The following is a 25,817-nucleotide window of genomic DNA, read 5'->3' as shown; positions in this document are numbered from 1 at the left end:
GGGAGGAATTCTCGTGCCCACCCGTGACCGGCGCCCCTGCATCGAACTGGTCCTCGTCCCGCACCCCGCCGCCGCGGCACAGGCCCGCCGTGCCGTCGCCGTCGTCGCCCGCCACGACCAGGAGATCGTCGAACGCGGTCAGCTGCTGGTCACCGAGGCGGTGGCCAACGTCGTCAAGCACACCGACAGCGCGCGGGTGAGGGTGAAACTCGCCGCGGACCGCGGCTCGGGATCGGTCTTCTGCGCCGTCTACGACGACGACCCCGACACTCCCGAGAACGGTGCGACCGGTCGTCCCCAGGCCGCGGACTGCGCCGACGCCCGGCTCGCCGAGTCCGGTCGGGGGCTGCACCTGCTGGAGAGCGAGAGCGACGACTGGGGCTGGGCTCAGGTCGACTGCGGGAAATGGCTCTGGTTCCACCTGCACCCCGCCGACGACCCCGTGTGCGGGGCCTGACCCACTCGCAGCGGCGGCCCCCGGGCCTGTCCGTCGGCCCGGGCGCGCAAGCGCGCGTGCCGCGCCCGCCCGCGCCCGCCTCGCCTCTCCCGACGCCGAAGGAGCCCCTGGCCATGCGCCTGCCTGCCGCAGTCGGCGTACGACTGCACCAGCGCCCCGAGCAGCCCGCGACCTGGGTACGTCTGCTCCCCGCGCTCCTCGTCCTGGCCGACCTGAGCCTCGACGCCTCCCTGCCGCGGCACGTCGCCGCCGGCTTCCTGTTCATCGCGCTCCCCGCGTGTACGGCGTTCTCCGCCGGGCCCGCGGGAACGGCCTGGGCGACCCTCGTCGCGGTCGCTCTGGAGGTCGGCCTCGCCGCGCGGGTCGGCCACCTGGTCGAGCAGCACCATCTGGCCGCCTACGCGACCACGGCGATCATCGGAGCGGTGAGCTGCGCCTTCGCCCATGAGCGGCGCAGGCGCAGCCAGGAACTGGTCCATGCCCGCTCCGTGGCCGAGACCATGCACGCCGCCCTGCTCAAGCCCGTACCCGAGCGGGTCGGACCGCTGCGCGCCAGCGGCCTGTACCGGCCCGCGGACGCCGCGACCCCGATCAGCGGCGACCTCTACGACGTGGAGGAGACCCCGTACGGCTGCCGCGTGCTCATCGGCGACGTGCGCGGCAAGGGGCTCGGGGCGGTGCGCACCGTGGCCGCCGTACTGGGCACGTTCCGTGAGGCGGCCCACGAGGCACCGGATCTGCGCGCCGTCGCGGCCTGCCTCGACCGGCGCCTGCGCCGCCAGTCCGCCGGGGACGACGACGCCGAGCTGTTCGTCACGGCCGCGCTCGTGGAGTACGACCAGGCCACCGGCCGGGTGACCGTGGTGAACCGCGGCCATCTCGAACCGCTGCTGGTGAGCTCCGGCGAGGTCCGGGAGCTGAGCGCGGGCCCCGGCCTGCCGCTCGGCCTGGGCGATCTGCCGGGCACCGGGACCGGGAGGGGCGGCCATGCCGCGGCCGGGACCGGGGCGGAAGTCGACAGCGAGACGGTGCACGGCGCGCCCGCCCGGCACACCCTGCGCCCCGGCGAGGTCCTGCTGCTGCACACCGATGGCGCGAGCGAGGCCCGGGACGCCGACGGCGGCTTCTACCCGCTTCAGGAGCGGCTCCGGCACCGCTTCGGTGAGGGCACCGAGCCGACCCCGGCGGACGTCGTCGCGCACCTCGCCGCCGACATCGCGCGCTTCAGCGACCGCAACCGCGACGACCTCGCCCTCCTCGCGCTGGCCCGCTGACCCCGCGGGGGCGAGCGCGGGGGCCTCGGGCACCTCGTGCAGCCGCCCGGTACGGCACCCCCGTGCAGCTCCGCCCGTTACGGCACCCGTACAGCCGCCCGGCACGGCACCCCGTGCAGCACATCCCGCAAGGCACCTCGCCGTCACCCGACAGCGCGCCCGCGGAGCCCGGCCGATTGCGCGCTCCCGGGCCGTGCGCTGTGCTGGGAGCTGTCGACCCGGACTCGGATGACCATGTTTCCCGAAACGCGCAGTGATCCCCCGCCCCGTGATCCCCCGCCCCGCTCGGCCCGCCGGGTCCGCGGCGCGGTGGCCCGTGGTGCGGTCGCCGCGGTCCTGGCGGGGCTCATCGCCGCCGAGGGCGTCGTCCTGGGCGGCCAGCCGACCGCGCCGCGGGCGATCGCGCTCGCCGCCGGGGTCGTCGTATGCCTGTGCGCGGTGCCCTGGCCGGGGGTGCGGCTGGAGGTGCGCGGAACCGTGGCGGCGGCCGTCTCGCTCGCCACCACCGTCGTCCTGCTCAGCGTCGACCGCTCCCTGCGGGACTGGGGCCTCGGCGAGTCGCTCGCCCTGCTGTTGCTGCTCGGCCCGGTCCTGCGGCGCAGCGCGGCGCCTACGGCGGCGCGGCTGGGGGCGGCTCTGGCGGTGGCCGCGGTCGGGGCACCGGCCCGGGACGCCCACCCGGGACCGTTCACCCTGGCCGCCGCCACGATGACGGCGCTCGTGTGCGCCCACACCCTGTCCCTGCGCGCCTACGACACCAGGCGGCTGGCCGAGCTGCGGGCGGTACGGGGCCAGGAGCGACGGGAGCTGGCGAGGGAGCTGCACGATCTCGTGGCCCACCACATCGCCGGGATCGTGGTTCTGGCCCAGGCCGGCCGCTGGACCGGCGCCGACGGACCGGGCACCGAGGCGTTCGCCCGGATCGAGAAGGAGGGCGACGAGGCGCTCGCGTCCATGCACCGGCTGGTCGGCCTGCTGCGCGACAGCGCGCGCACCGAGCCCGTCGCGGGCCTGAAGGAGGTGCGCGAACTCGTCGACACCTTCTCCCGCACCGGGCCCCCGGCCGAGTTCGACCTCGCGCCGGGCCTCGCCGCCCGCGTCGACAGGGCGTCCGCGGCGGCCGTGCACCGGGTGGTGCGGGAGGCGCTGACCAACGTACGGCGGCACGCCCGCGACGCGACCTGGGTCAAGGTCTCCCTGGAGCCGTACGGCGCCGACGGCCTGCGCCTGACCGTGCGCGACGACGGCCGGTCCGCCGCACCCGCCCCCGAGAGCCAGGGCGGCGGATTCGGCGTGGCGGGGATGGCGGAACGGGTCGAGGCGCTGGGCGGCAGCCTCACCGCCGGACCTGGGCCCGAGGGCGGCTGGCAGGTCCAGGCGCTGCTCCCCGCCACCCTGAGCGCCGCACGCACCGACCGCGGGAGCACGGCACCATGACGATCAGGGTCCTCATCGCGGACGACCAGGACATGGTCCGGGCCGGATTCCGGCTGATCCTGGAGCGTGAGGACGACATCGACGTGGTGGCCGAGGCGGCCGACGGCCGGGAGGCCCTGGAGCTCGCCCGGGACGTCCGGCCCGACGTGTGCCTGCTCGACATCCGGATGCCGGCCGTCGACGGCCTGGAGGTCACCCGGCGGCTCAACGCCGAGGCCGCGGCCGGCGGCACGAGGGCCCCGCGGATCGTGGTGGTCACGACCTTCGACCAGGACGAATACGTCCACACCGCGCTGCGCAACGGCGCCGTCGGCTTTCTGCTGAAGAACTCAGGTCCCGCCCTCCTGGTCGAGGCGGTCCGCGCCGCAGTGAACGGCGAGTCCCTGATCGCACCGGCGGTCACGGTCCGCCTCCTGTCCCGGATGACCGACCGCGGTGGCCCCCCGAAAGCCCCGGCCCAGCCGCTGACCGACCGGGAGCGCCAGGTGGTGGCCCTGCTCGCCCGCGGCGCCACCAACCAGGAACTGGCGTCGGCCCTGCACCTGTCGCTGTCCACCGTGAAGACACACCTGTCGAGCGTCCAGACGAAACTCGGCGCCCGCAACCGCGTCGAGATCGCCGCCTGGGCCTGGGAGAGCGGCCTGGTACCGCCCGCGCCCGGGGGCGGCCCGGACAACAGGCGCTGAATCCCCGGCGGTTGTGGCACCGGCCCGGCACCCGGACCGTCACCCGAGCCCGCTCTGCTCCAGGGCGTCCGCCGAACCCTCCCCGTACGTCCGGGACACGGCCTCGGCTCGTTCCGTCTCTGCCTTCGAAGCCAGGGCGTTGGCCGCGGAGTTGAAGCGTTCCATGGAGGTGGGGCGGTCGGGGCCGAGGACGTAGTCCTTCAAGGTGCGGCGGTGCAGGGCCATCGGGTCGGTGTACGGGGCGCGGACGGAGTCGAGGATCTCCGGCAGGCGGGTGCAGGCGCGGTCGAGGAGGTAGGCGCCGCCCGCGGTGGTGTAGGCCGAGCGGAACTCGTCGTCGGGGAGGTCGTCGGCGTTGGTCAGGACGTACGGCTTGAGGCCGGCCACGAAATCGGCGACCACCGAGGAGACGTCGCTGACGAGGATGTCCGCCTGGTTGAAGCACTCGTAGAGGGTGGGGAGTTGGTGGCGTATCACGCTGTGCGGGACGGGGCCTCGGCTCTCCCAGAAGATCCGGTGCCACTCGGCGCGCAGTTCCTCCCACTCGGCCGCCCGCAGGTGGTCGGGAAGCCGTGCCTCGCGCATCTGCTCGGCGGGGTCGCCGCCGTGCCGGCCGGACAGTTCGTCGAGGCGGGCTTCGATCTCCCGCAGCCGGAGCCGCGCGGCGGCGGTGGCGGCCTCGGTCTGTGCGGCGCCGTGCCGTGCGTTGTCGGCGCGCAGCAGTTCGCGGATCGCCTTGTCGGCGGCCCGGGCCTCGGCCGAGCGTTTGCCCGTGAGCGGGTGCGGCTTGTAGAGGATCCGTACGTTTTGCGCCAGGAGTCCCTCGACGAGGGGGACGCCCATCGGGATCAGGGAGGTGTGGCAGTCGTCGTCGCTCCAGCCCTCCCAGGTGGGCGCGTACAGGACCACGGGAACCGGGCCGGGGACGTGGTCGGCGTGCAGGCGGATCGTGGCCAGCTGCGGGCGGCCCACCTCGACGATCGCGCTGTCGCTGATCGCGTGCCGCACCCGCCGGTAGCGGTCGCGGCCCGCGCGGCCGGCCACCCAGATCTCGTCGTAGACCTTGCTCACCCGGTTGCTGCTGGCGAGCTTGTCGCTGTCGCCGTGGCCGATGAAGACGTGCTTGGCCTCGGCCATGCGCAGCATGTGCACGTTCTTGCCGGCGTTGCCGGGATACAACACCACCCGCACGTCGGAGAGTTCGAGTTCGGCGAGGTCGGCGGCCGCGGGCACGCACACCACCGGGGTCCGGGTGCGGCCGAGGTGGCGGAACGAGGCGCTCTCGCGGAGGATGATCACCGGTCGCAGGTCGAGCTGTTCGAGCGTCTCGGTCCACATGTCGACCTGGTACATGAAGTCACGGGAGATCGCGGCGAAGTTGAAGTAGAGCGCCATCTGCGGCCGGTAAACGGCCAGTTGGCGGTTGACCTCGGCGAGCACCTCCTGCCGGGGCGGGATGCGGCGCGTCCTGCGGTACTGGTCCAGCATCGCCACGACCGCCACCGCGCTCACGACGACGGTGAGGGTGAAACCGGCGAAGGCCGGCTCCCAGGTGCCGGCGGCGAGCGCGGCGAGGAGCCCGACGTGGGTCGGCAGATCGAGGTGGAGCAGCTTGCGCAGATGGCGCCGGTAGAGCACGGCGGGCGGCTGCCGCGGTATCGGCAGCTCGCTCATGTCGAGGTTGCGCACCACCACCGGCAGCGCCCGGCGCCTGCGGACGGCGTGGTGCACGGCGGCGTACAGCATCATCATCGCGAAGTGGGCGCTGACGACCACGAGGGCGGTGACCAGGACGGCGTCCGGCGCTGCCATGCGGCTGGCGAGCGCGAGCAGCATCACCGTGCGGATCGCGAACCGCATGGTCCGGTCGAGGTGCAGCGCCGCCAGCCGCCGCACCAGAGTCGGCGCGCGCACATGGAGCACCTCGTCCACCACGTACGTCACGGCCGACGCCGCCACGAACCCCCACAGGGAGGGAAGCAGCGCGCACACCGGCAGCGCGGCGAAGCCGGCGCCGAGCAGGAACACGAGGAGCAGGTCGCTCACGCCGCGCACGCGTAAGACGCCGCACAGCCGACGGATCATCATGGGCCGGTCTCCCCCCGGGGACGTTCGCCCCGACGGGCGATCTGGTGTAGCCAGTTCGACTCCGAAGGAGGGGGAAGAGTTGTACACCCGGACCACGCGAGATGTTCAACTCCCGTTGGCTCAGTGGGGCGGGCCCTGAGGAGCGATCAGTCCGCTCTCGTAGGCGAGGACGACGGCCTGGACGCGGTCGCGCAGGCCCAGCTTCGACAGGATGCGGCCGACATGGGTCTTGATCGTGGTCGGGCTGAGGAAGAGGCGGTCGGCGAGTTCGGCGTTGCTGAGGCCCGTCGCCAGCAGCCGCAGCACCTCCAGTTCGCGCGGGGTCAGCTCGGACAGGTCGGCGTGCGGGCCGGCCGGCGGGGACTCCTGCCGGTGGGCGAACCGCTCGATCAGCCTGCGGGTGATGGTGGGTGCGAGCAGCGCGTCGCCCGAGCGCACGAGGCGCACGGCGGCCACGAGGTGTTCTGGGGTGACGTCCTTGAGCAGGAAGCCGCTCGCCCCGGCGGTGAGCGCCGCGTACACGTAGTGGTCGAGGTCGTACGTGGTGAGGATGACGACGCGGGTGCCTTCGCAGCCGTCGGGCGGGTCGCCGAGGATGCGCCGGGTGGCCTCGATGCCGTCCATGCGCGGCATCCGGACGTCCATGAGGACGACGTCGGGCCGGGTGCGCCGGACGGCGTCGACGGCCTCGGCGCCGTCGGAGGCCTCGGCCGTCACCTCGATGCCGTCGGCGGCGAGGATCATCCCGAAACCCGTGCGCACCAGCGCCTGGTCGTCGGCGATGACCGCGCGCAGCGGGGCGGGCCCCTTCACAGTGCCTCCCACGGGACGCGGGCCGTGACCCGGTAGCCGCCGGCGAGCGTCGGACCGGCGGTCAGTTCGCCGCCGTAGAGCGTGAGGCGCTCGCGCAGCCCGATGAGGCCGCGGCCGTTGCCGTCGACCGGTGGCGAGTCCCGGACCGCTCCGGTGTCGGTGATCTCGATCTCCAGCCAGGACCCGGTGAAGCCGATGGCCACGGTCGCCGCGGCGCCCGCGGCGTGCTTGATGGTGTTGGTGAGCGCCTCCTGGACCACGCGGTACACGGTGAGTTCGACTCCGGGCGGCAGCGGACGGGGCGGCAGGGACACGGTCAGGTCGACGGGCGTCCCGGCGGAGCGCACGCGCTCGGCGAGGGCGTCGAGCTGTTCGAGACCGGGCTGCGGTTCGAGGCCGTCCGCGGGGGTGTCGCTGCCCGCGGACGGCCCCGCGAGCAGGCCCATCACATGGCGGAGCTCTGCCATGGCGGCGCGGCCGCCGGCCTCCACCGCCAGCAGTGCCGCCTTGGACCGGTCGGGGGCCGCGTCCATGACCTTGCGTGCCGCGCCCGCCTGGATGACCATCACGCTCACATTGTGGGTGACGACGTCGTGGAGTTCGGCGGCTATCCGGGCCCGCTCCTCCTCGACGGCCCGGCGCATGGCCGCCTCCTGGGCCTGCTGGAGGTCGGTGAAGCGTTTCCTGCTGGCCTCCAGCCGCCGCCGTCCGAGCCGGACGAGACTGGCCAGCACCCCGACGACCAGGAGCACGACGGCGGGGCTCGACCAGCCGGGCAGGACCGGGTCCGAGTCCCGGAAGGCGACTCCGGCCAGCACTGCGGCGAGGATCAGCGCGGCCATCGCGCGCCGCCGGTAGCGGCTGTGGGAGACCGCCCCGTAGGCGCCGATGCTGCACGTCAGCACGTTGATCCAGGAGACGCGGTCGCCTATGGCCAGGGCGGCGGTGGCGACCACGCCGAAGGTGAGGAGCGGATAGCGGCGCCGGGCCGCGAGGGGCAGGGCCGACAGCACCACCAGGAGCCAGGGCGCGGTGGAGGGGGACGTCTCGTACTGGAGACCGGGAACGGGGGCGTCCGGCGGGAAGGGGGCGTCGAGGCCGGTGGCGCCGGCCCTGGGGCTTGGCGTGACCCGTACCGGTCCGTCGCCCGGATAGCGTGCCGCCACGATCAGCGCGGCCACGGTCAGCGCGATCGCCAGCAGCACGTCCAGGCGGATCGCCCGCCGGGACAGTGGGGCGGGTTCCTCCGCCTCCGGGCGCATCGCCTCGCGCAGATGGCCCCACCACGTGCCCGGCCGCAGCGCGTCGCCGGCCCGCTCTCGCCATGTGCCCGCCCACCGTGCCGCGTGCGGCCCCCCGTACGGGTCCTCCTTCTCCATCCGCACATTGTGCGGCCCCGCGGCACGGGTGGACGTCCCCCTGCGTGACCAGCCCCTTGTCCCTCAGGCGTACGTCTTGAGGATGACCCCGCGCCCGGGTCCTGCGCGGGGTGGGCGGCATGTCGGTGCCAGGGCCGACGCGCCGCCGCCGTCCGCGCCCGTACGTTCACCGCATTCGCGGCGCGACCGCCGCGTACGACCGCAGCCGCGGGCACGACCGCGCCGCAGCCGCAGCCGCAGCCGCAGCCGCAGCCTGGGCCTGAGCCGCAACTGCAAGGCAGCTGCATCCGCACAGGGCAGCGCCCCACGACCCCGAAGGACGGACACACACCCATGACTCACGTGATCGAACTGGAGGGCGTGGCCAAGCGGTACGGCGGCGCCGACGCACCGGCGCTGGGCCCGGTCGACCTCGCGGTGGCGGAGGGCGAGGCCCTCGCGGTCACGGGCCCGTCGGGCAGCGGCAAGTCCACCCTGCTCAACCTCGTGGCCGGTCTCGACCGGCCGACGGAGGGCACCGTGACCGTGGCCGGACAGCGCATCGACCGGCTCAGCGAGCACGCCCTCGCCCGCCATCGCCGTACCCGCATCGGCATGGTCTTCCAGTTCTTCAACCTCCTCGACGACCTCACCGTCGTCGACAACATCCAGCTGCCCGCCCAGCTGACCGGGGCCTCCCGGCGGGCGGCGGCATCCCGCGCCGGGGAGCTGATGGACGTGCTCGGCATCCAGAAGCACGCCCGCGCCTACCCGGGCAGGCTGTCCGGCGGAGAGCGCCAGCGGGTCGCCGTGGCGCGGGCGTTGGTGAACCGCCCGGCCCTCCTGCTCGCCGACGAACCGACCGGCGCGCTGGACACCGCGTCGGGACAGGAGGTGCGCGAACTGCTCGTGGATCTGCACCGCGGCGGCCAGACCGTCGTCCTGGTCACCCACGACCTGGAGCTGGCCCGCGCGTGCGCGCACCGTACGATCCACCTGGTCGACGGCCGGATCGCGCTCGACACCCGCGCGGAGGCCGTCCGATGACCGGGTCCGACGGCGATGGCTTCGGGCCGGCGGCGGGCCCCGACACGGGCGGCGGTGCCCCCGAGCGTGCGGCGCGCCCCGACATCGACGGCGGCTCGCTCAAGCGTGTGCTGCGCTCCGGCATCGGCGGCGGTGCTCTCGGCCGGGTGGTGCGCTCCGGCGTCGGCAGACGGCGGGTCCAGACGCTGGTGATCGCCGTGGCCACGATGATGGCGGTGGCCGCGGCCGTGGTCGCCGGGTCCCTCATGGTCGCCACCGACGCCCCCTTCGACCACGCCTTCGCGCGCCAGCACGGTCCGCACCTCACCGCCACGTTCGACCCGGACAAGGCGACCACGGCCCAACTCGCTGCCACCCGCCACCTGGAGGGGGTCACGGCGAGCGCGGGACCGTTCCCGTCCACGACGATCAGTCCGGTGGACGGCAACGGCGGGCACCTGCCCTCCCTGACGCTGGTCGGCCGCGCCGATCCGGGAGGGACCGTCGACGAGCTGGACCTCAAGTCCGGCCGGTGGCCGCGAAAAGAGGGTGAGGTCGTGCTGTCGGACTCGTTCTCCGGCGACTTCCTCCGACTCGGTTCGACGTTGAAGAGTTCGGCGGACGCGGACGCGCAGACCCTGACCGTCGTCGGCTTCGCGCTGTCCGCCGGTCAGAGCGCCGACATGTGGGCGACCCCCGGCCAGGTCCGGGCGCTGGCCTCCGACGGGGCCGCCCTCGCGAGCCAGATGCTCTACCGCTTCGACTCGGCCGGCACGAAGTCCCGGATGGCGAACGACCGCAAGAAGATCGCCGCGGCGCTGCCCGCCGGAGCGCTCACCGGCGCCACGTCATGGCTGGACACCAAGCACCAGGCCAACCGGAACGCGTCGGTGACGATCCCGTTCCTGTTCGCCTTCGGTGTGCTCGGCCTCGTCATGTCCGTGATCATCGTCGGCAGCGTGATCAGCGGCTCCGTCGGCACCGGCCTGCGCCGGATCGGCATCCTCAAGGCCATCGGGTTCACCCCGCGCGAAGTCGTACGGGCCTATGTCGCCCAGGCGTTGATCCCCGCGGCCGCGGGCATCGCGCTGGGGGTCGTCCTCGGTAACCTGCTGGCCCTCCCGCTGCTGGCCGACACCGAGTCCGTGTACGGCACGGTCTCGCTCTCGGTGGCGTGGTGGGTGGACGTGCTGGTGCCGGCCTGCGCGCTGCTGGTCGTCGGGGTCGCGGCGCTCGTGCCCGCACTGCGGGCCGGGCGGCTGCACACCATCGAGGCGATCGCCGTCGGTCGCGCTCCGCGCACCGCACGCGGCCGGTGGGCGCACCGCGCGGCCGGGCGGCTCCCGCTGCCGCGACCGGTGACGTACGGCCTCGCGAGTCCGTTCGCCCATCCCGTCCGCGCCCTCGCGATGGTGCTCGCGGTGACCTTCGGGACGGTGGCCGCGACCTTCGCGGTGGGCTTGACCCAGTCCCTCAACGCGGTGGGCGCCGCGGACGATCCGCAGAACCGGGCCGATGTCACGGCCGTTACCGGTGCGTCCGGGGGCGGGGGCCCGCAGCGGCACCAGGCCCCGGCCGGCCCCCAGCAGGCGCCCGCGGCCTCGGGCGCGGGCGAACAGACACCGGCCGATCCGGCCGCGGTGCGTGCGGCGATCGCGGCACAGTCCGGTACCGCCTCGTACTACGGCACGACCGAGGGCGACGCCACGGTGCCCGGCGTCTCGGGCACCGTCCGGGCCACCCTCTACCAGGGCGACTCCCGCCCCGGCGCCTACGAGATGATCCACGGGCACTGGCTCTCCGGCCGGGGCCAGGTCGTGGTGCCCACCGCCTTCCTGGAACGGACGGGCACCGAGATCGGAGACAGCGTGCGGGTGACCTTCGAGAAGGAGACGGTGAGTCTGCGCATCGTCGGCGAGGCCTTCGACTCGTCGAACGACGGCATGGACGTCCACGCCGACCTCGCCAGCTTCACGAAGGCCGCGCCCACGGAGTTCCACATCGAGGTCAAGTCCGGTGTCACTCCCGCCGCCTACGCGACGAAGCTGAGCGCCGCGGTCCGGCCGCTGGGCGGCGACGCCTTCGCCGAATCCGTCCAGGAGGGCGGGGGCATGATCGTCATCCTGGAGGCGATGGCCGCGCTCCTCACCCTCATGCTGGTCTCCGTCGCGGGGCTCGGCGTCCTCAACTCCGTGGTCCTCGACACCCGCGAGCGCGTCCACGACCTGGGGGTGTGCAAGGCGGTCGGCATGTCCCCGCGGCAGACGGTGGGTTACGTGCTCGCCTCGGTCGTCGGCATCGGCGTGGTCGGCGGACTCGTCGGCGTCCCCGCCGGATTCGCCCTGCACGGCTACGTCCTGCCGGTCATGGGAAGGGCCGCGGACACCGGCCTGCCCCCGTCGGTCCTCGACGTCTACGGCACCCCGGAACTGGTCCTGTTGGGCGTGGCCGGCGCGCTCGTCGCCGTACTGGGGGCGCTGGGTCCGGCCGGATGGGCGGCCAGGGTCCGCACGGCCACGGCGCTCCGCACGGAGTGAACGAGCCCACCGGCCGGTGACGGCGACGCGGCGGCGGACGGCGCGACCTCAGGCGAACTGCCAGAGGTGGTCGGCGGTGCCGTTGTCGTCGTACTGGACGACATGGGCGCTGTTGGCGGTGGACATGAGGTCGACGCCGAGTACCTTCTGGGAGTTCTTGTTGCGGATGCGGTACCAGCCGTCGCCGTTGTCGATGAGCTGCCAGAGGTGGTCGGCGGTGCCGTTGTCGTCGTACTGCACGACGTGGGCGCTGTTGGCGGTGGACATGAGGTCGACGCCGAGTACCTTCTGGGAGTTCTTGTTGCGGATGCGGTACCAGCCGTCGCCGTTGTCGATGAGCTGCCAGAGGTGGTCGGCGGTGCCGTTGTCGTCGTACTGCACGACATGGGCGCTGTTGGCCGTGGACATCAGGTCCACGCCCATGACCTTGCCGGAGTTCTTGTTGCGGATCAGCCGGTAGGCCGCGGCCGGCTGCCAGAGGTGGCCGGTCGTCGAGGTGGTCGGGAAGGCCGAGATCCGCAGGCGGGCGGCGCCCATCGGGATCAGCGTCACGGTCTCGACGGCCGCGGCGGTGCGGGCCGGTGAGTCCTGGAGCGGGGCGACCACGTGCTGGTCGTCCGCCTGCCACTCGGCGATCCGCCGCGCGGGCGCGCCGATCCGCACCGGTGTCGCGGTCCGGTCGAAGGGGTCGGCGGGCAGCGGGCCGCCGCTCCGGCTGAACGTCCAAGTGCCCTCGTCGGGGGCGAGTCCGTAGTTCCACGGCGTGGTGGCGTGCACCTCGTACGCGGGGAACCGGGTGGTGCCGTCGTACTGGACGTAGTTCTCGCCGATGTCGAGCGAGTAGGTGAGGGGCCCGTGGTCGACCGCGGTGGCGCCGTGGTTGCCCGTCCAGGTGCGCAGCGTCGTCGACTGCGGGAACCGGAGCGTCACGGTGTCGCCGTTCTTCCAGGTGCGCGTGACGACGGTCCAGGACGGTCCTGCCGTGGCGGAGACGGCGGTGCCCGCGACGGTGACCTGCGGGGATCCGCACCAGCCGGGGATGCGCAGATACAGCGGGAAGGCGAGCGGCTTCGGCGCGGACAGGGTCAGGGTGACCGTGTCGCCGAAGGGGTAGTCGGTGGTCTCGGTGACGGTCACCGCGGTGCCGTCGGCGACCTTCGCGGTGACCTGGCTGGGTGCGTACATCGCGGCGGCCAGCCCCTTGTCGGGGGTGGCGAGCCAGAGCTCCTCGGTGAAGTAGGGCCAGCCCATGCCGTAGTTGTGCGGGCAGCAGCGGTACTGGTCGACGCCCGGCATGAACGCCTGCATGGCGAAGCCGTTCTGGAACTGCCCTTGGGACTTCGGGGTGTTGTCGAGGTCGACGCTGTTGGCGCCGGTGATGTAGTGGACCGCCTTGCCGGCCGGATCGAGTGCCGCGGGCAGCGAGTTGAAGGCCAGGTCCTCGCAGCGGTCGGCCCACACCGCGTCGCCGGTGATCCGGGTCAGCAGTTGGTGGCTGGCCATGAACTCGACGATGCCGCACGTCTCGAAGCCCTGACGGGGGTCGCCGAATCCGGGCCGGGCGTTCTCGTCACCGGCGAACCCGCCGCCCGGGAACTGGCCGTACGAGGTCATCACCGACGTGTAGTTGTGGTAGGCGGACTGGGTGAGCGTCGTGGACGGCGAGCGAAGCGCGTACTGGGCGGGCTCGCGGAATCCCTGCGCGATGTTGACGTTGTGCAGGGACGGCAGGTTGTCGACCCAGTTCGCGCCGTTGGCGTGGATCTTGTCGGCGAGGTCCAGCAGGAACGCGTCGCCGGTGCGGTTGTAGAGCCAGAAGACGCTGTCCAGTCCGTCGCCCCAACGCACCGACACCCAGCTCTGGTTGAACGCCGAGGCGCCCTGCGCGTTCATGAACCGGAAGAAGCCGGTGAGCAGCGGGACGATGCGGCTGTCGCCGCTGTACTCCTGCCAGTTGCGCAGGGCCCAGGTCAGCGGCAGGAAGGGCCAGAAGTCCGGGCCGCCGCCGAGCGAGGTGCGCAGCGCGGTGGGACCGAACCAGCCGTCCGACCGGCCGGTGGCCACGATCGCGTCGATCCACTGGCGTACGGCGGCCAGCGCCGTGGCGTCCTGGGTGAGGATCGCCAGGTCGACGTACCCGCGCAGCCAGTACGGCACTTCCTCCCAGCCGGTGCGCTCGGGGTGCGCCCAGCCGCTGTCGGACATGACGAGGAAGTGCGAGAGGGCGGCGTACTGGCCGCACAGGCCCGCGAGTTGCTGACGCAGCCGGGTGTCGAGCCAGCCGCGCGCGGTCACCGCTCCGGGCGGCAGCCGCAGGAAGGCGGTCGGCGCCAGGGGCGCGGCGTTCGGCGAGTACAGCCCGCCTTCGGCCGCCGCCACGCGGGAGACCGCGGCGGCGTGTGCGCCGCCGCCCGCCGCCTGCGCGCTGCCGGTCACGGCGAGCGGGATGCCGCCCGCCCCGACGACGGTCAGCGCGCTCGCGACGAAGTGCCTGCGGTCCAGGGACATGAGCGCCTCCGAGCACGATCCGACACGTGAACAGACAAGAACCCACGAGCCCGCGGGCGGCGCCACGGAAGCTGGGGTTTTCAACGTTGGAAAGCGGAGTGTTAGTGAGCATGACAACATGAACCATCAAGAGTGTCCAGAGGAAGCGCACAACCTCGCACAGCGTCGGGACGGTGTGCGAGGTTCTCGGTCCGGCGCGGGGGAGTGCGATCGGTGCGGAGGACTTCCTACGGCTCCGGCTCCGGCTCCGGCTACGGCTCCGGCGCGGGCTCCGCGGCCTCCGGGAATCCCAACTCGTCCAGCAGCGCGCCGAAGAGGTCCTCCACGAACGTCTCCTGGGACCGCAGCAGCTCTTCGATCCGGGACTGCCGCGCGGCGGCCGGGACGCCCGCGTCGGCAGCCCACAGGAGGGCGCCCTCGGCGTCGGCCGGCACATCCGCTTCGAGCTCCGCGCGCTTGCGGCGCACGGCCTCGGCGAACTCGGGTGTGGACACCCACAGGCTCACGTCGTCCAGGTCCTCGGGTTCCTCGGCGAGGAGAGCCGCGGCGTGGTCCAGGTTGAGCCACGCCTGCCAACGCCGGCCGTCGGTTCCCAGCCCGGTCACGAGGGCGACGTCGCTGTCGGAGACGTCCGCGACACAGGCCGGGGCGCCGGTCCAGCCGACCAGTGCGGACAAGTCGTCGTCCTCCCACCGCTCGTGATCGAACTGGAGGGTCTGCCAGTCGCCCGGTCGCGGAGGCCAGGCGTGCACGGTGTCCTGCTGCTCCTCGTCGATGCCGGCGAAGACGGGTGCGTCGCGCAGTGGGCGATCGCTGCGGGCAAAGACCAGGTGACCCGAGAATCCCACGGAACCCCCTCCTTGGAGATGTTGGCGCGCACCCTATGGCCTGGTACCGACAGAGCCGGCCCGGTACCGACAGAGTCGGCCCGGGCCGGCTCGGCCGTTGCGTGTACGCCGTGTCCAAGGGGCGGGCGGCCGACCGTGCTGGAGTCGTGTTTGGTCAGCCGTGCTGGAGTCGAGGTCTGTCGGCCACCCGAAATGACGGTGAGTCAGCCGCGCCGGACCGCTTCCTCCGCGTCGCCCTCCTCGAAGCCCGGCCGGGCGGTCGGCGCGGCGCGTTCCGGCTCGGGGTGAGCCCGCCGTACGCGCAGGTCGGCGACGGCCAGCAGCAGAGCGATCGCGCTCATCCCCGCGGCGGTGAGCAGCCCGAGCTGAATCGCCGTCACGGAACGGGTGTGACCGGCCTGATGGGCGAAATACACCGAACCCACGAGGGCGATGCCCGCCGCCGAGCCGATGCGCTGCCCCGTCTGCAGGACCCCTCCGGCGGCGCCCGCCCGCCGTACGGGCACGCGGGTGAGCGTGAGGGTCGTGTTGGGGGAGACGGTGAGTCCCGAGCCGATCCCGCCCACGACCATGGGCAGGGCCGTGGCCCAGCCGACGCTCTCCAGGGGCACCAGCCCCACCGCCACGATCACTCCGAACAGCCCCACCACGACGGCGAGAAGACCGACGACGACCAGCTTGCGTCCGTGGCGCATCACCAGCCGGCCCCCGATCGCGGCGCCGACCGCGGACGAGGCGGCGAAGGGCAGCACCGACAGACCGGCCGCCAGCGCGCTGTATCCGGCCGTGTTCTGGAGGAACAGGGAGTAGACGAAGAAGACCGTGGTGAAACCCGCGAAGTAGGTCAGGCTGATCAGGGAGCCGAGCGTGAAGGAACGCAGGGCGAACAGGTCCAGATCGATCAACGGGGCCCGCCCGCGCTCCTTCTGCCGCCGCTCCCACGCCCAGAAGGAGAGCAGCAGCACCGCGCCCACCGGAAGCAGCGCCCACTTCAGCCGCCCGGTCCACTGCTGCTCCTGCACCAGCGGCAGCATCAGCGCCAGCACCGCGCTGCCGAGCAGCAGCACACCGAACGGGTCGAACTCCTCCCGCCTGCCCGTGGACGGGAAGCGGGGCAGCAGGCGCAGGCCCGCGGCGAACGCGGCCACCCCGATGGGCAGGTTGACGAAGAACACCCAGCGCCAGCCGTCGTCGGTGCCCACCGCGTCGATCAGCACGCCACCGACCAGCGGGCCCGCCGCCGTCGAGACACCGATGACGCTCCCCAGCAGCCCGAACGCCTTGGCCCGCTCGGCGCCCTGGAACATCTGCTGGATCAGCCCCGAGGTCTGCGGGGCGACCATGCCCGCCGCCGCGCCCTGGATCAGCCGGAACAGCACCAGCCAGGAGGCTCCGGGAGCGAGACCGCACGCCCCCGAGGCCAGCGTGAACAGGGCGAGGCCCACGAGGAAGGCCTGGCGCCGCCCGCGCATGTCGCCCAGCCGACCCGCCGGGACGAGGACCAGCCCGAAGGTCAGGGCGTACCCGGAGACCACCCAGGACTGGGCGGCCTCCGAGGCGGACAGCCCGTGCTCCATCGAGGGCAGTGCCACGTTCACGATCGAGGTGTCGAGCAGGGAGATGAAGCCCGCCGTCAGACAGACGGCGAGCGCCTTCCACCGCCGTTGGTCGGGGGCGGGCAGGGCTTGGACTGTGGTCATGGGGTCACGCTAAGCAGCCACCGCGCCCAACGCGTGGAAGGAGCCGTTCCGCGCGCGTCGTAGCCGGTGGGCGCCGCCGCGGGGGCCGGACCCGGCGGCCCGCACCACCCGTGCACGGAACCCGGCACCCGGCCCCCGGAACCCAGCCCCCAGCCCTCGGCCCCCGGGGCCGGAACCCGCCACCCGGCTCAGGACACCGCCACCACCACGTTGAACCACGGAGTGCTCAGCGAGGAGAGCGGCGACCTCAGCTTCTGCATGTCGACCCGGTAGGTCCCGGCCGGGAGCACCCCGCCGCCCGGGTACGGCGCCAGCGGGAGGTAGCGCCCGTTGAGGGCACCGGTCGACCGGTCCCGCGTCCAGATCCCGGCGGAGGTGTGCAGCCAGGTCACGGGCCCCCGGCTCAGCGACGGGTTCACGGCCGAACTCTGCGCCGAGTTGAGCTGGAAGGTGGCTCCGACCAGCGACGGCACCCGGGCGGCCCGGGTCAGCGTGAACGCGAAGTAGCGGTGGTTGTAGGGGACTCCGGAGGTCAGCGGCGGGCAGTTGACGGCGACGACGGTGCGCCCGGTGACGTTCCCGAGTTGGAACGGGCTGCTGTACGAGCCGGCTCCGGCGAGTCGGCGGCAGTCGTACCGGTAGGTCGCGGCGGAGGCGTCGGGTGCGGCGGTGCCGACGATGGCGAGGGCGAGTGTCGCCGCGACCCCCAGCCAGGTCGTGGTCCGCCGGGTCCGGATACGGGTCCAGGCGCGGATGCTGGTGCGGGTCCTGGTGTTGGACCGGGTCTCAGGGCGGGCGGCGGTGGCTGCGGCGGTCCGGGCTCGATCCATGGACAGTCCCCCTCGTGCTGGTGCTGGTGCTGGTGCTCGTGCTCGTGCGGTCGCGCGTTCGCGGCGCCTTCCCGGGGGCTCTCGCCCGTCGGGACCTCGCTCGCGACGAGGTTCGTAGGGTAGGCGGCTATGTACGGGCAATGAGACATAAGTACAGAAAGGCCCGGGATTGACTGGAACGTCGCCGACTGTGGCCGGGTGCGTCGGGTGGCCGGCACCACGGCACCAGGGCAGCGGTGATCGGTGATCGGTGACGTCACGGCGAAGGGCCGGGGCATGGTCGGTCTCCGCGCGGCGGGCCTCGCGGCCGCGGTACCCCGGCCCGAACTCGTCTCGTGGCGCGGTGGCTACGGCACGCGCTTGCACCGGATGTGCCACTGATCGGGATGGTGCTTGATGGCCCTCCTGGTGTTGGGGCCGTAGACCCCGTCCGGCTCGGTGCCGGCCTGCCGCTGGGCGTACCTGAGCGCGTCCTGGGTGCGCCGCCCGAAGATGCCGTCGTCGGCGATCGTCGAGCCGTAGCACCTGCGGAGCGAGCGCTGCAGGGCGACGACGCCCGGGCCCTGGGAGCCGACGGTCAGCAGGCAGTCGACCCCGAAGGGGCTCGCCGGCACCGTCGCCTGGTGGTAGCTCTTCGCCTGACTGCACCGCGGCAGAGCGGCGGCCGGCCCTGCCTCGGCCGCGTAGGCGCTCTCGGTCGCGGCGGTGAGCAGGAGTGCCGCCACGGCGACCCTGCAGAACTTTCCCCACATGATTACGCTCCTTTCCGCCCAGCAGTCCAGCAGCCCGGACGGGTCCCGAAACAGAGCCCGCACGCACGCGCCCGCGGCATTGAGCGAGCGCGAGAAGGCGACGCGCGCCCTCTGGGTGCTTCCGCCAGATGACCGCGCCGCCGTCTAACCGGCGGGCTCGTCGCTCCGCGCCTCCGGCAGTTCCCGTACGACCGTGTCCACCAGGGCCACGACCGTTGCGCCATAGCGTGGTCCGGTGTCGGGGTGTGCGCGGATGATGGACCTGGTGTACCGGAGCAGTGCCACGCCGTCGCGTAGGAGCGACAGTCTGCCTCTGGCCAGGAGCGGGAGCACGATGGTGCGGATGCCGTCCCACCGGTTCTGTGCGAGCCAGGCCGAAGCGGCTCGGGCCACCTCCCGCAGCACCTCGTCGTCCCGCCGATGGTGCCGTTCAAGGAGGCCGAAGGCTCGGTCGGTCAGTTCCTGGGCGTACGGAGCGTTCCGGCTCCAGGCCTGGATGCCGCGACGCAGCGCTTCGTGGGCCTCTCCCGGGCGACCTTGCCACATCAGCGTCAACGCAAGGCCGGCCCAGGCCCATGCGTAGTCGGGGTCCAGGAGGACGGCACGTTGCAGGTCGGGCAGCGCATCCGTGTAGCGGCCGACTCCCCAGCGCACCCACCCCCGGGCGGCGGCCTGCCAATCGCCGTCGGGCGCCATCTCCACGGCCCGGTCGAGATCGACCAGAGCGGAGTCGTCCTGGTGCAGCCGGAAGTACGCCCACCCGCGCCACGTCAGTGCCCATACGTCCGTCGGATCGGCTTCCAGCGCGAGGTCGAAGGCCTGGACCGCTTCGGCCGCGCGGCCGAGCCGGCAGAGCAGGAAGCCGTGCCTGGCGTGCACACGGGCCTTGTCAGGGGCGAGGACGAGCGCGCGCCGGATGTCGTCGAGTGCCTCGTCGATGCGGTCCGCGGCGCAACGGCACTCGGCTCGTTCGAGCAGGACCCGCACCGAATCCGGATGCCGTGCCGCGGCTGCGTCGAAGCCCACGAGCGCTTCGGCAAGGCGGCCTTTGCGGCACAGCAGACGGGCCCGGGAGATGTGGGCGCCGAGATGGCCGGGCGCTGCCGCCACAGCCCTGTCGTAATCGGTGAGCGCGGCCTCGTCCCTGCCCAGCTCCTCCAGTGTCAGCCCGCGTTCCACCAGCCCGACGGCGCTGTCCGGCAGCTCCGCCAGGACGCGGTCGAGATCCGCCAGCGAGTCCTGGTGACGCCGCATCAGCCTGAGGACGAACCCTCGGCGTATCAACGGGCCCGCGTTGTCCGGCTCCAGGGCCACCAGCCTGTTCACGTCGTCCAGGCAGAGCTCCATACGGCCGGCGAGTTGATGCAGCCACGCCCGCTCGGACAGGGCGGCCGCCCGGTGCGTACCGTCCAGCCGGCCGTCCTCGAGGAGAAGACCGAGGAAAGCCGAACAGTCCTGCGACTCGTCCTGAACCGTGGCGGCAAGGGCCTGCCCGATCTGCCGGACCCGGTCCGCGTCCGCGTCCGCTCCCGCCTGCATCATGGCCTCGGCGACCCGTCGCCCCACGACCGGACCGACCTCGGCCGCGCGCACCGCGGCGTGCAACGCCTCGGGCACCGCGCCGTCCCGCTGCCCGCACAGCACGTGGTAGACCTCCTCGACGGCGCAGTCCTGCCACTGCGGGTTCCACCAGCCCTCTGTGACCTCCTGGTGCTGCTCGTCGCGCCAGCCACGCCAGGCGCGGGCGAGTCGGCGGTGGCGCGCCCGCCAACGCTGCGGCGAGCGGGTCCGTTCCAGCCGTACCATCGCCGTGCGCACCACCTCGTGGTAACGGCAGCTTCCGGCCTCGTCCTGGACGAACGGCATGCCTCTCAACCACTCGTACAGCTCCACCCCGTCCTGCCCGTCGATGAGGACGTCCACGACGTCCTGGTTCACCGTCCTGGGCAGGGCGCAGACCAGGGCCGTGGTACGGCGTGACTGCTGCGGCTCCCACTTGAGGAAGCGGTCGACGGCGTCACCGGCGGAGTCCCCGACCTGGGAAATGTCGGACGGGCGGCTCTCCGCGAGGGTGGCCACGAGCACCGGCAGACGGCCGGTGACCGCGAGGATCACCTCCACCACGGGCGGGGAGGTCACGCCCTTGTCCAGCAGCAGCTGGCGGGTTTCCTCCTCCGTGAAGGGCAGGAGCGGCAGGTACGCCATGGCATCCAGGTACGGGGCCCAGGCCCCCGGGTGCAGGCGGTGCTGACCCGCGACCGTGACGACCAGGTTCGCCGGCAGGTCGCCGTAGCGGCCCTCCACCAGGTCGAGCAGCCACGTGCCGAGGAACACCTCGGTCCGCTCGTAGGTGTCGAAGAACAGGGCGACCCAGGAGACTTCACGGGCGAGGCGCTGCAGGAGCTCCACGAACGGCGGGGTGAGCGCCTCGGCGGGCCCGAACGGGAGAGCGTCGGCGGCGCGACCGCGTTCGCCGAGGAATGTTCCCACCCGGTGAGCGGCCTGGCTCACCTCGTCGGCCGAGACGGTGCCGGCCAGCGGTCCGACCACAGGCAGGCTCTGTACGACGGCGAGGCCCACGCCGGCCGCGATCCTGCCCGCAGCGGAGGAACCCTCGGCGGCCGGGTCCGCCGGTGCCTGCGCGTCTCGCAGTTGCTGCCGGTACGCGGCCAAGGCCCTGTCGAACTGTTTCGCCGCGCTCCCCGGGGCCAACTGCCGAACCAGCGTCTCCAATGTGGCGACGAGCCCCTCCGCCTTCTCGTCGGCCCGCGCGGTGACCGCACCCGCGTCGTCCCGGGCCACACGCTGGAACTGCTCCACCAAGAGGGTCTTGCCCACCCCGGCGTCCCCGTGGACGTTGAACAGGAACCGTCGTCGCTCGTCATCCTGCTCCGTCGCGAAGTTGCCGCGGAAGTCCGCGAGTTCCGCCCTGCGCCCCACGAACCCGGACCGCCGGCGACGGCGTATCAACTCCTGCATGCTCGGACTCTCAGCCATCGCCTGCCCCCGCGCTTCTCGTCCTCCGTCCCACTGTGACAGGGGGCGGCGACCACTCGCAGGGCCTTTGCGGCAGTGCGTCGCGGGCGCCTGGTTTGAGTGGCGCCCGGGTTCAGCGGTGCCTGGTTGTTGCGGTGACCGCCGACAAGGTCGGCGAAGTACCCGGCCATGACCGGTGTTTCCCGTGACCTCACCGCCATGACCTGAACACAACTGGTACAGGTGGGAATCATGCGCCACGATGATGGGCCTCAACCGGGCCTGGTGAAAAGGAAGGTGGGCATGTATTTACGGTGTGCGACCGCGGTTTCCGCGATGGTTCTGGGTCTGGTCACCGTGCCGGTGTCTTCTGCGTCCGCGGCTTCCGCGATGTATATCGAGAACGTGAACAGTGGGTTGTGTCTTGCCATCGGCAGTGCCAGCAAGACGCAGGGCGTGCAGGCGATCCAGTGGAACTGCGAGTCGGGACATGCCGAGCAGCAATGGACCTATGTGACCGACGAGGACACGATCACCGCGATCAAGAACGTCAACTCCGGTCTCTGTCTGGCGATCGGGAACGGGACCGCGGGAAACGGCGAAAAGGTCATCCAGTGGAATTGCGAGGCGAGTGCGAATCACCTTGAGCAGTTCTGGATTCACGGCGGCAGTACGTGGCACTGGAAGAACGTGGACACCAGCCAGTGCATGGCCATCGGGAGCGGGAGCAAGGTGAAGGGCGTCGGAGCCATCCAGTGGAATTGCGAAGGGGAGAGCGACGGAACGCATCCCGAGCAGATGTGGGTGACGGCGAACTTCTGACGGGGCGGTGAGTCCCACGTCGGCGCCGACGATGCTCTGGGTGACGCGGGCGGTGTGTCGACTCCCACCATCCGATGCGCTGCCGGAAGTCGTCGGCGCCGCAGTGGTCGCGGAGTCAGTGACTCCCACCTGCGTGTCGGCGCGCCGGAAGCCTGAGCGCGCCCCCCGTCATGGGGGGAGCGGGGGCGGCGGCTTCGTGGCGCGTCGGGCCTGCTAGAAGTAGGGGCCGATGGGTACTCAGGAGCGCGAGCGCAAGGTGTACCGGGCGCTTCGGCGGGCCGGCCTCGACGTGATCCCCGACGCTGTGCCGGCCGGGACCATCCCGTTCGCCGGCGGATACGGTGTCGAGGACGTGACCGGCGGCTTCAGTCACCCGTACGCGACTCCACGGCTCGTCGAGCGGCTCAACGCCGACTGGTACGACCTGGCCGTCTCCTCGGGCCTTCTCGACCACCGGCGCGAGTTCCTCGTCATGCTTCCGCAGGGCACCCGGTCGCACCGGGCCGCTCAGGAGCATCTGCACAGTGGCAGTGACGCGCCGATGCTCTGGACCCGGGTCCGGCTCCTGGACCGCTGGGACATCATGGGCCGGGGCGCGGCATCGGCGTTCCTCGGCGTCCGCGCGGGCCACCCGGCGTTCGCCATGATGGCGCTCGACAGCAGTGTGTACATCGTCGCCTCCACGGGGGAGGCCGGTGTCGACGTGTTCGCCGTGGGTCACCCGGACCGCTCGGAGAACATCCTGCGGCGCATGGAGCAGATCGTGCTCGACGACAGTCCCTACGACCATCCTCAGGGCAAGTGGCAGATCGCCGTCTGGCTCAAGGGTCGCGGCGGGAGCACCGCCGCCCTTTCGGACCGCTGACGCCGCGGTCGGACCGCTGACGACGGGCCCAGACCGCTGACAGCGTGGCCAGACCCGTGCGCCGACTCGCCAACCGTTTCCGCACCCGTCCCGGGTCGCCCACGTCCCGGGCCGCCCCCGCTCCGCCCCGGGCCGCATCCGAGCCGTTCGCGGGGCAACCCCGCCGCCCCAAGCGCGAGTTCGGTCAAACCGCTTGCCCAATGGTCAAGAATCGTTGACCATTGCTCCATGCCTACTGACGACGATCTCCCCGAGGCCTTGCACGTCACCACCGGCGAGCAACTGCGCGCCGTCTCCAACCTCACGCGGCACCGGATCATGGCCGTACTCCGCTTCGAGCCCGCGACGATCACGCAGATCGCCGACCGCGTCGGCCTCGCGAAGGGGAGCTCCAGCTACCACGTACGGCTGCTCGAACGAGCAGGCCTGGTGAAGGTGGTGCGCACGCGCAAGGTCCGCGGGGTCACCGAGCGGTACTACGCCATGGCCGCGCGGTCCATCGTCCTGCCGGACCCTGGCGAGGGCGGGCCGGATGTGCTGATGCGGCACGCGGTGGCGGACCTGGAGGCGGCGCCGGCCGATGGCGAGCGGCACGTGCGGATGGCCCATCTCCGGCTCACCGACGAGCAGTTCGCCGAACTGGGGGCGCGCCTGGAGGAACTGGCCGACGAGTACCGGAAGTTGTCCGATCCTTCGCTGCCGGACGCGTCACTCGTCTTCGCACTGTTCCACCCGTCATCGCGTGAGCAGGCTGAAGGGGGCGCCAAGTGAGCACAGACATCAGGAAGTTGCCGACCGGGTTCGGACGGCTGTGGACCGCGCAGACGGTGTCCTCGCTCGGTGACGGGGTGACCCATGCCGCGCTGCCGCTGCTCGCCTTGACGTTGACGCGGGACCCGATGGCGCTCGCCGTCGTCACGGCCGCCGGAACGCTGCCGTGGGTGCTCTTCGGGGTGCTCGGCGGCGCGCTGGTGGACCGCTGGGACCGGCGACGCACGATGTGGGTCATGGACGCGGCGCGTGCGGTGCTCCTCGCGACACCCGCGGCAGCGGCCGCCCTCGACGCGCTGAGCATCGCGCTGCTCGCGGCCGTCGCCTTCCTGCTCGGCCTCGGCGGACTCTTCTTCGACACGGCCGCCACGGCCTACCTGCCGGACCTGCTGGGCCGCGACCCCGTACTCCTGGAGAGCGCCAACTCCCGTCTGCGCGGCGCCCAGACCGCCGCGTCCGGCTTCGCGGGGCCGCCTGCGGGCAGCGCCCTGCTCACCCTCGGACGAGCGGTCCCGCTGCTCGCCGACGCCGTGTCGTTCGCGCTCTCCGCGCTGCTCGTACGGTCACTGCCCGCCGCACCCCGGCCCGTACCGCAGGCCCGGGAGTCGCTGCTGCGGCAGGCGCGGGCCGGAGCCTCGTACGTCTTCCGGGACCGGTTGCTGCTCGGGCTCGCGCTGCGTCCGGCCGTCGGCAACATCGCCTTTCTCGCCGTCGAGACCGTGCTCGTCCTCTTCGCGCACGAGCGTCTCGGCACCGGCACCGGCACCTTCGGCTTCGGCCTCCTCTTGACGGCGGAGGCCACCGGCGGTCTGCTCGGCGCGGGCATCGCCTCCTTCCTCGGCCGGCGACTCGGCACCGGCGCCGCGCTCACCTGCACGGCCGCGGTCGAGGGCCTCGCCATCCTGGGTCTGGCCGCCGCCCCGAACCCGTATGTCGCCGGGCTCGCGCTCGCCGTCTGCGGAGCGGGCATGGGCGCGACGATGGTGCTCGGCCCCTCCCTGCGCCAGACGATCGTTCCCGCCCATCTGATGGGCCGGGTCGCCTCGACCTCCCGGATGCTCGCGATGTGCGCCGCCCCGTTCGGCGCCTTCCTCGGCGGCTGGCTGGCCTCGGCCTACGACGTACGCACCCCGCTCTACGCCGCCGCGGGCCTCCTTCTCGCCATGACGACCGTCACCGCGACCATGACCAGCAACCGCCGGGTCGAGGCGGCGCTGCGTGCCGCCGCCCCCGCCGGCGACGCGGATCACCCGGAGACCGGTGCTCCCGTGCGGGAAGGGGCCGTATAACGTGCGGGGTAAAGTCCGCGCTGCGAGGCCGGAGCGGGCGGCCACATGGTGACGTTCGTGCGGCCCGAAGCAGTCGGCCGCGAGGATGGCGACCGAAGTGCCGCAGGAACAGGCCCGGTTGAGACCGCTGTCCGGCGGAGGGCTCAGTCGGCAAGGCCCTCCGATCGCAGTACCTCGAGTTCGGCCTTGTAGGTCGCGAAGTGCCTGGAGCGCGTGGGTGCGACCGCGGCTCTGGAGATGTCCAGGGCCCAGTCGACGTCCGCGTAGTACGAGACCATCCCGGCCGTGAACCGGTCCTGCAGGTCCTGCGGCAGCCCGAAGTTCGGGGGAGTCGCCATCAGCGGGCCGATGTTGCCGGCCAGCGTGACGTGCTTGAACACGCAGCCGTGCAGGTGAAGCAGCGAGGTGATCGCCAGCCCGTCGACCCGGACGTCCTCGAACCGCACCCCTTGCACCACGCACCGCGTCGCCCGGCACCGCCTGGCGGTCACGTCCCTGACGACCAAACCCAGCCCCGGGTCGTCGAATTGAGCCAGCACCGCCCCGTTGAACAGGCACCGATCGAGCTCGACCGCGCCCAGCACGCGACCGCTGCCCACCGACTTCACGCCGACGATCTCCTGCTTCTGCAGCAGCATACGAGCCACCCCCGTGCAGACCAGGTCCTGATCCAACCACGGTTGGCTCCCCCGAACGAATGAATCGGCCGGGGCTCGGGCGGCCGTGCGCCGTTATGTGCGCGAGGGGTGGGCATGGTGGCCAGCGACCCTGTCACCCACC

The 25,817-nt window shown here is 72.5% G+C and carries 20 protein-coding genes; 10 read left to right on the top strand and 10 right to left on the bottom strand.

What is annotated here, in order from left to right; all coding sequences use genetic code 11:
• Positions 1–13: 13 nt before the first annotated feature.
• The 4 genes from WN71_RS32700 to WN71_RS32685 all read left to right on the top strand — a co-directional run bounded on the left by WN71_RS32700 (position 14) and on the right by WN71_RS32685 (position 3,854).
• Positions 14–457, top strand: coding sequence for an ATP-binding protein (locus WN71_RS32700; protein WP_046591914.1), 444 nt, complete (start codon positions 14–16; stop codon positions 455–457).
• 113 nt (positions 458–570) lie between these two features.
• Complete coding sequence (locus WN71_RS32695) at positions 571–1,731, top strand: PP2C family protein-serine/threonine phosphatase (protein ID WP_046591915.1); 1,161 nt, start codon at positions 571–573, stop codon at positions 1,729–1,731.
• Between the two features lie 309 nt (positions 1,732–2,040).
• Complete coding sequence (locus tag WN71_RS32690) at positions 2,041–3,168, top strand: sensor histidine kinase (RefSeq protein WP_046591916.1); 1,128 nt, start codon at positions 2,041–2,043, stop codon at positions 3,166–3,168.
• Positions 3,165–3,854, top strand: coding sequence for a response regulator (locus WN71_RS32685; RefSeq protein WP_046591917.1), 690 nt, complete (start codon positions 3,165–3,167; stop codon positions 3,852–3,854). Before WN71_RS32690 ends, WN71_RS32685 begins: the two co-directional genes overlap by 4 nt.
• Before the next feature lie 39 nt (positions 3,855–3,893).
• Here WN71_RS32685 and WN71_RS32680 read toward each other — a convergent pair whose 3' ends face one another.
• The 3 genes from WN71_RS32680 to WN71_RS32670 form a co-directional block, all read right to left on the bottom strand.
• Positions 3,894–5,942: a hypothetical protein gene (locus WN71_RS32680; protein ID WP_046591918.1), complete on the bottom strand. Its 2,049-nt coding sequence runs from the start codon at positions 5,940–5,942 to the stop codon at positions 3,894–3,896.
• 120 nt (positions 5,943–6,062) lie between these two features.
• Positions 6,063–6,755 carry a response regulator gene (locus tag WN71_RS32675; protein WP_046591919.1) on the bottom strand — a complete coding sequence of 231 codons (693 nt, stop codon included), beginning with the start codon at positions 6,753–6,755 and terminating at the stop codon, positions 6,063–6,065.
• Positions 6,752–8,134 carry a sensor histidine kinase gene (locus WN71_RS32670; protein WP_240529847.1) on the bottom strand — a complete coding sequence of 461 codons (1,383 nt, stop codon included), beginning with the start codon at positions 8,132–8,134 and terminating at the stop codon, positions 6,752–6,754. Before WN71_RS32670 ends, WN71_RS32675 begins: the two co-directional genes overlap by 4 nt.
• Positions 8,135–8,467: 333 nt before the next feature.
• Between WN71_RS32670 and WN71_RS32665 the strand changes: the two genes are divergently transcribed.
• Together WN71_RS32665 and WN71_RS32660 are read left to right on the top strand one after the other, a co-directional pair.
• Positions 8,468–9,160 (top strand): ABC transporter ATP-binding protein, encoded by a 693-nt coding sequence (locus WN71_RS32665; protein ID WP_046591920.1) that lies wholly within the window; start codon positions 8,468–8,470, stop codon positions 9,158–9,160.
• Positions 9,157–11,676: an ABC transporter permease gene (locus tag WN71_RS32660; RefSeq protein WP_079178292.1), complete on the top strand. Its 2,520-nt coding sequence runs from the start codon at positions 9,157–9,159 to the stop codon at positions 11,674–11,676. The genes WN71_RS32665 and WN71_RS32660 overlap by 4 nt, the downstream gene beginning before the upstream one ends.
• A gap of 48 nt (positions 11,677–11,724) precedes the next feature.
• On the opposite strand, the gene WN71_RS32655 is transcribed toward WN71_RS32660, so the two are convergent.
• The 6 genes from WN71_RS32655 to WN71_RS32630 all read right to left on the bottom strand — a co-directional run bounded on the left by WN71_RS32655 (position 11,725) and on the right by WN71_RS32630 (position 21,293).
• Positions 11,725–14,184 (bottom strand): RICIN domain-containing protein, encoded by a 2,460-nt coding sequence (locus WN71_RS32655; RefSeq protein WP_079178291.1) that lies wholly within the window; start codon positions 14,182–14,184, stop codon positions 11,725–11,727.
• A 251-nt stretch (positions 14,185–14,435) separates the two neighbouring features.
• On the bottom strand, positions 14,436–15,032 hold the full coding sequence (locus WN71_RS32650) for a hypothetical protein (RefSeq protein WP_046591921.1): 597 nt from the start codon (positions 15,030–15,032) through the stop codon (positions 14,436–14,438).
• Between the two features lie 203 nt (positions 15,033–15,235).
• On the bottom strand, positions 15,236–16,732 hold the full coding sequence (locus WN71_RS32645) for an MFS transporter (protein WP_046591922.1): 1,497 nt from the start codon (positions 16,730–16,732) through the stop codon (positions 15,236–15,238).
• Between the two features lie 188 nt (positions 16,733–16,920).
• Positions 16,921–17,562 (bottom strand): hypothetical protein, encoded by a 642-nt coding sequence (locus WN71_RS32640; RefSeq protein ID WP_046591923.1) that lies wholly within the window; start codon positions 17,560–17,562, stop codon positions 16,921–16,923.
• A gap of 347 nt (positions 17,563–17,909) precedes the next feature.
• Positions 17,910–18,314, bottom strand: a complete 405-nt coding sequence (locus WN71_RS32635) for a peptidoglycan-binding domain-containing protein (RefSeq protein ID WP_046591924.1) — start codon at positions 18,312–18,314, stop codon at positions 17,910–17,912.
• A 144-nt stretch (positions 18,315–18,458) separates the two neighbouring features.
• A complete protein-coding gene (locus WN71_RS32630; protein WP_167382979.1) occupies positions 18,459–21,293 on the bottom strand; it encodes a tetratricopeptide repeat protein in 2,835 nt (944 codons plus the stop codon).
• A 249-nt stretch (positions 21,294–21,542) separates the two neighbouring features.
• Here WN71_RS32630 and WN71_RS32625 point away from each other — a divergent pair, with 249 nt between their 5' ends.
• The 4 genes from WN71_RS32625 to WN71_RS32610 all read left to right on the top strand — a co-directional run bounded on the left by WN71_RS32625 (position 21,543) and on the right by WN71_RS32610 (position 25,037).
• Positions 21,543–22,112: an RICIN domain-containing protein gene (locus WN71_RS32625; protein ID WP_079178289.1), complete on the top strand. Its 570-nt coding sequence runs from the start codon at positions 21,543–21,545 to the stop codon at positions 22,110–22,112.
• Between the two features lie 229 nt (positions 22,113–22,341).
• Entirely contained in the window at positions 22,342–22,977 is a 636-nt protein-coding gene (locus WN71_RS32620) for a hypothetical protein (RefSeq protein ID WP_046591926.1), read from the top strand.
• Positions 22,978–23,205: 228 nt separating this feature from the next.
• Entirely contained in the window at positions 23,206–23,748 is a 543-nt protein-coding gene (locus WN71_RS32615) for an ArsR/SmtB family transcription factor (RefSeq protein WP_046591927.1), read from the top strand.
• Positions 23,749–23,765: 17 nt separating this feature from the next.
• Complete coding sequence (locus tag WN71_RS32610; RefSeq protein ID WP_420856551.1) at positions 23,766–25,037, top strand: MFS transporter; 1,272 nt, start codon at positions 23,766–23,768, stop codon at positions 25,035–25,037.
• A gap of 143 nt (positions 25,038–25,180) precedes the next feature.
• On the opposite strand, the gene WN71_RS32605 is transcribed toward WN71_RS32610, so the two are convergent.
• Entirely contained in the window at positions 25,181–25,675 is a 495-nt protein-coding gene (locus tag WN71_RS32605; RefSeq protein ID WP_046591929.1) for a hypothetical protein, read from the bottom strand.
• Positions 25,676–25,817: the final 142 nt, after the last annotated feature.

Source organism: Streptomyces mangrovisoli, assembly GCF_000974985.2.
In the GTDB taxonomy this organism is placed as follows: domain Bacteria; phylum Actinomycetota; class Actinomycetes; order Streptomycetales; family Streptomycetaceae; genus Streptomyces; species Streptomyces mangrovisoli.
Note: the sequence above shows the minus strand (reverse complement) of the source record. Positions and strands in the feature narration are given on the sequence as shown.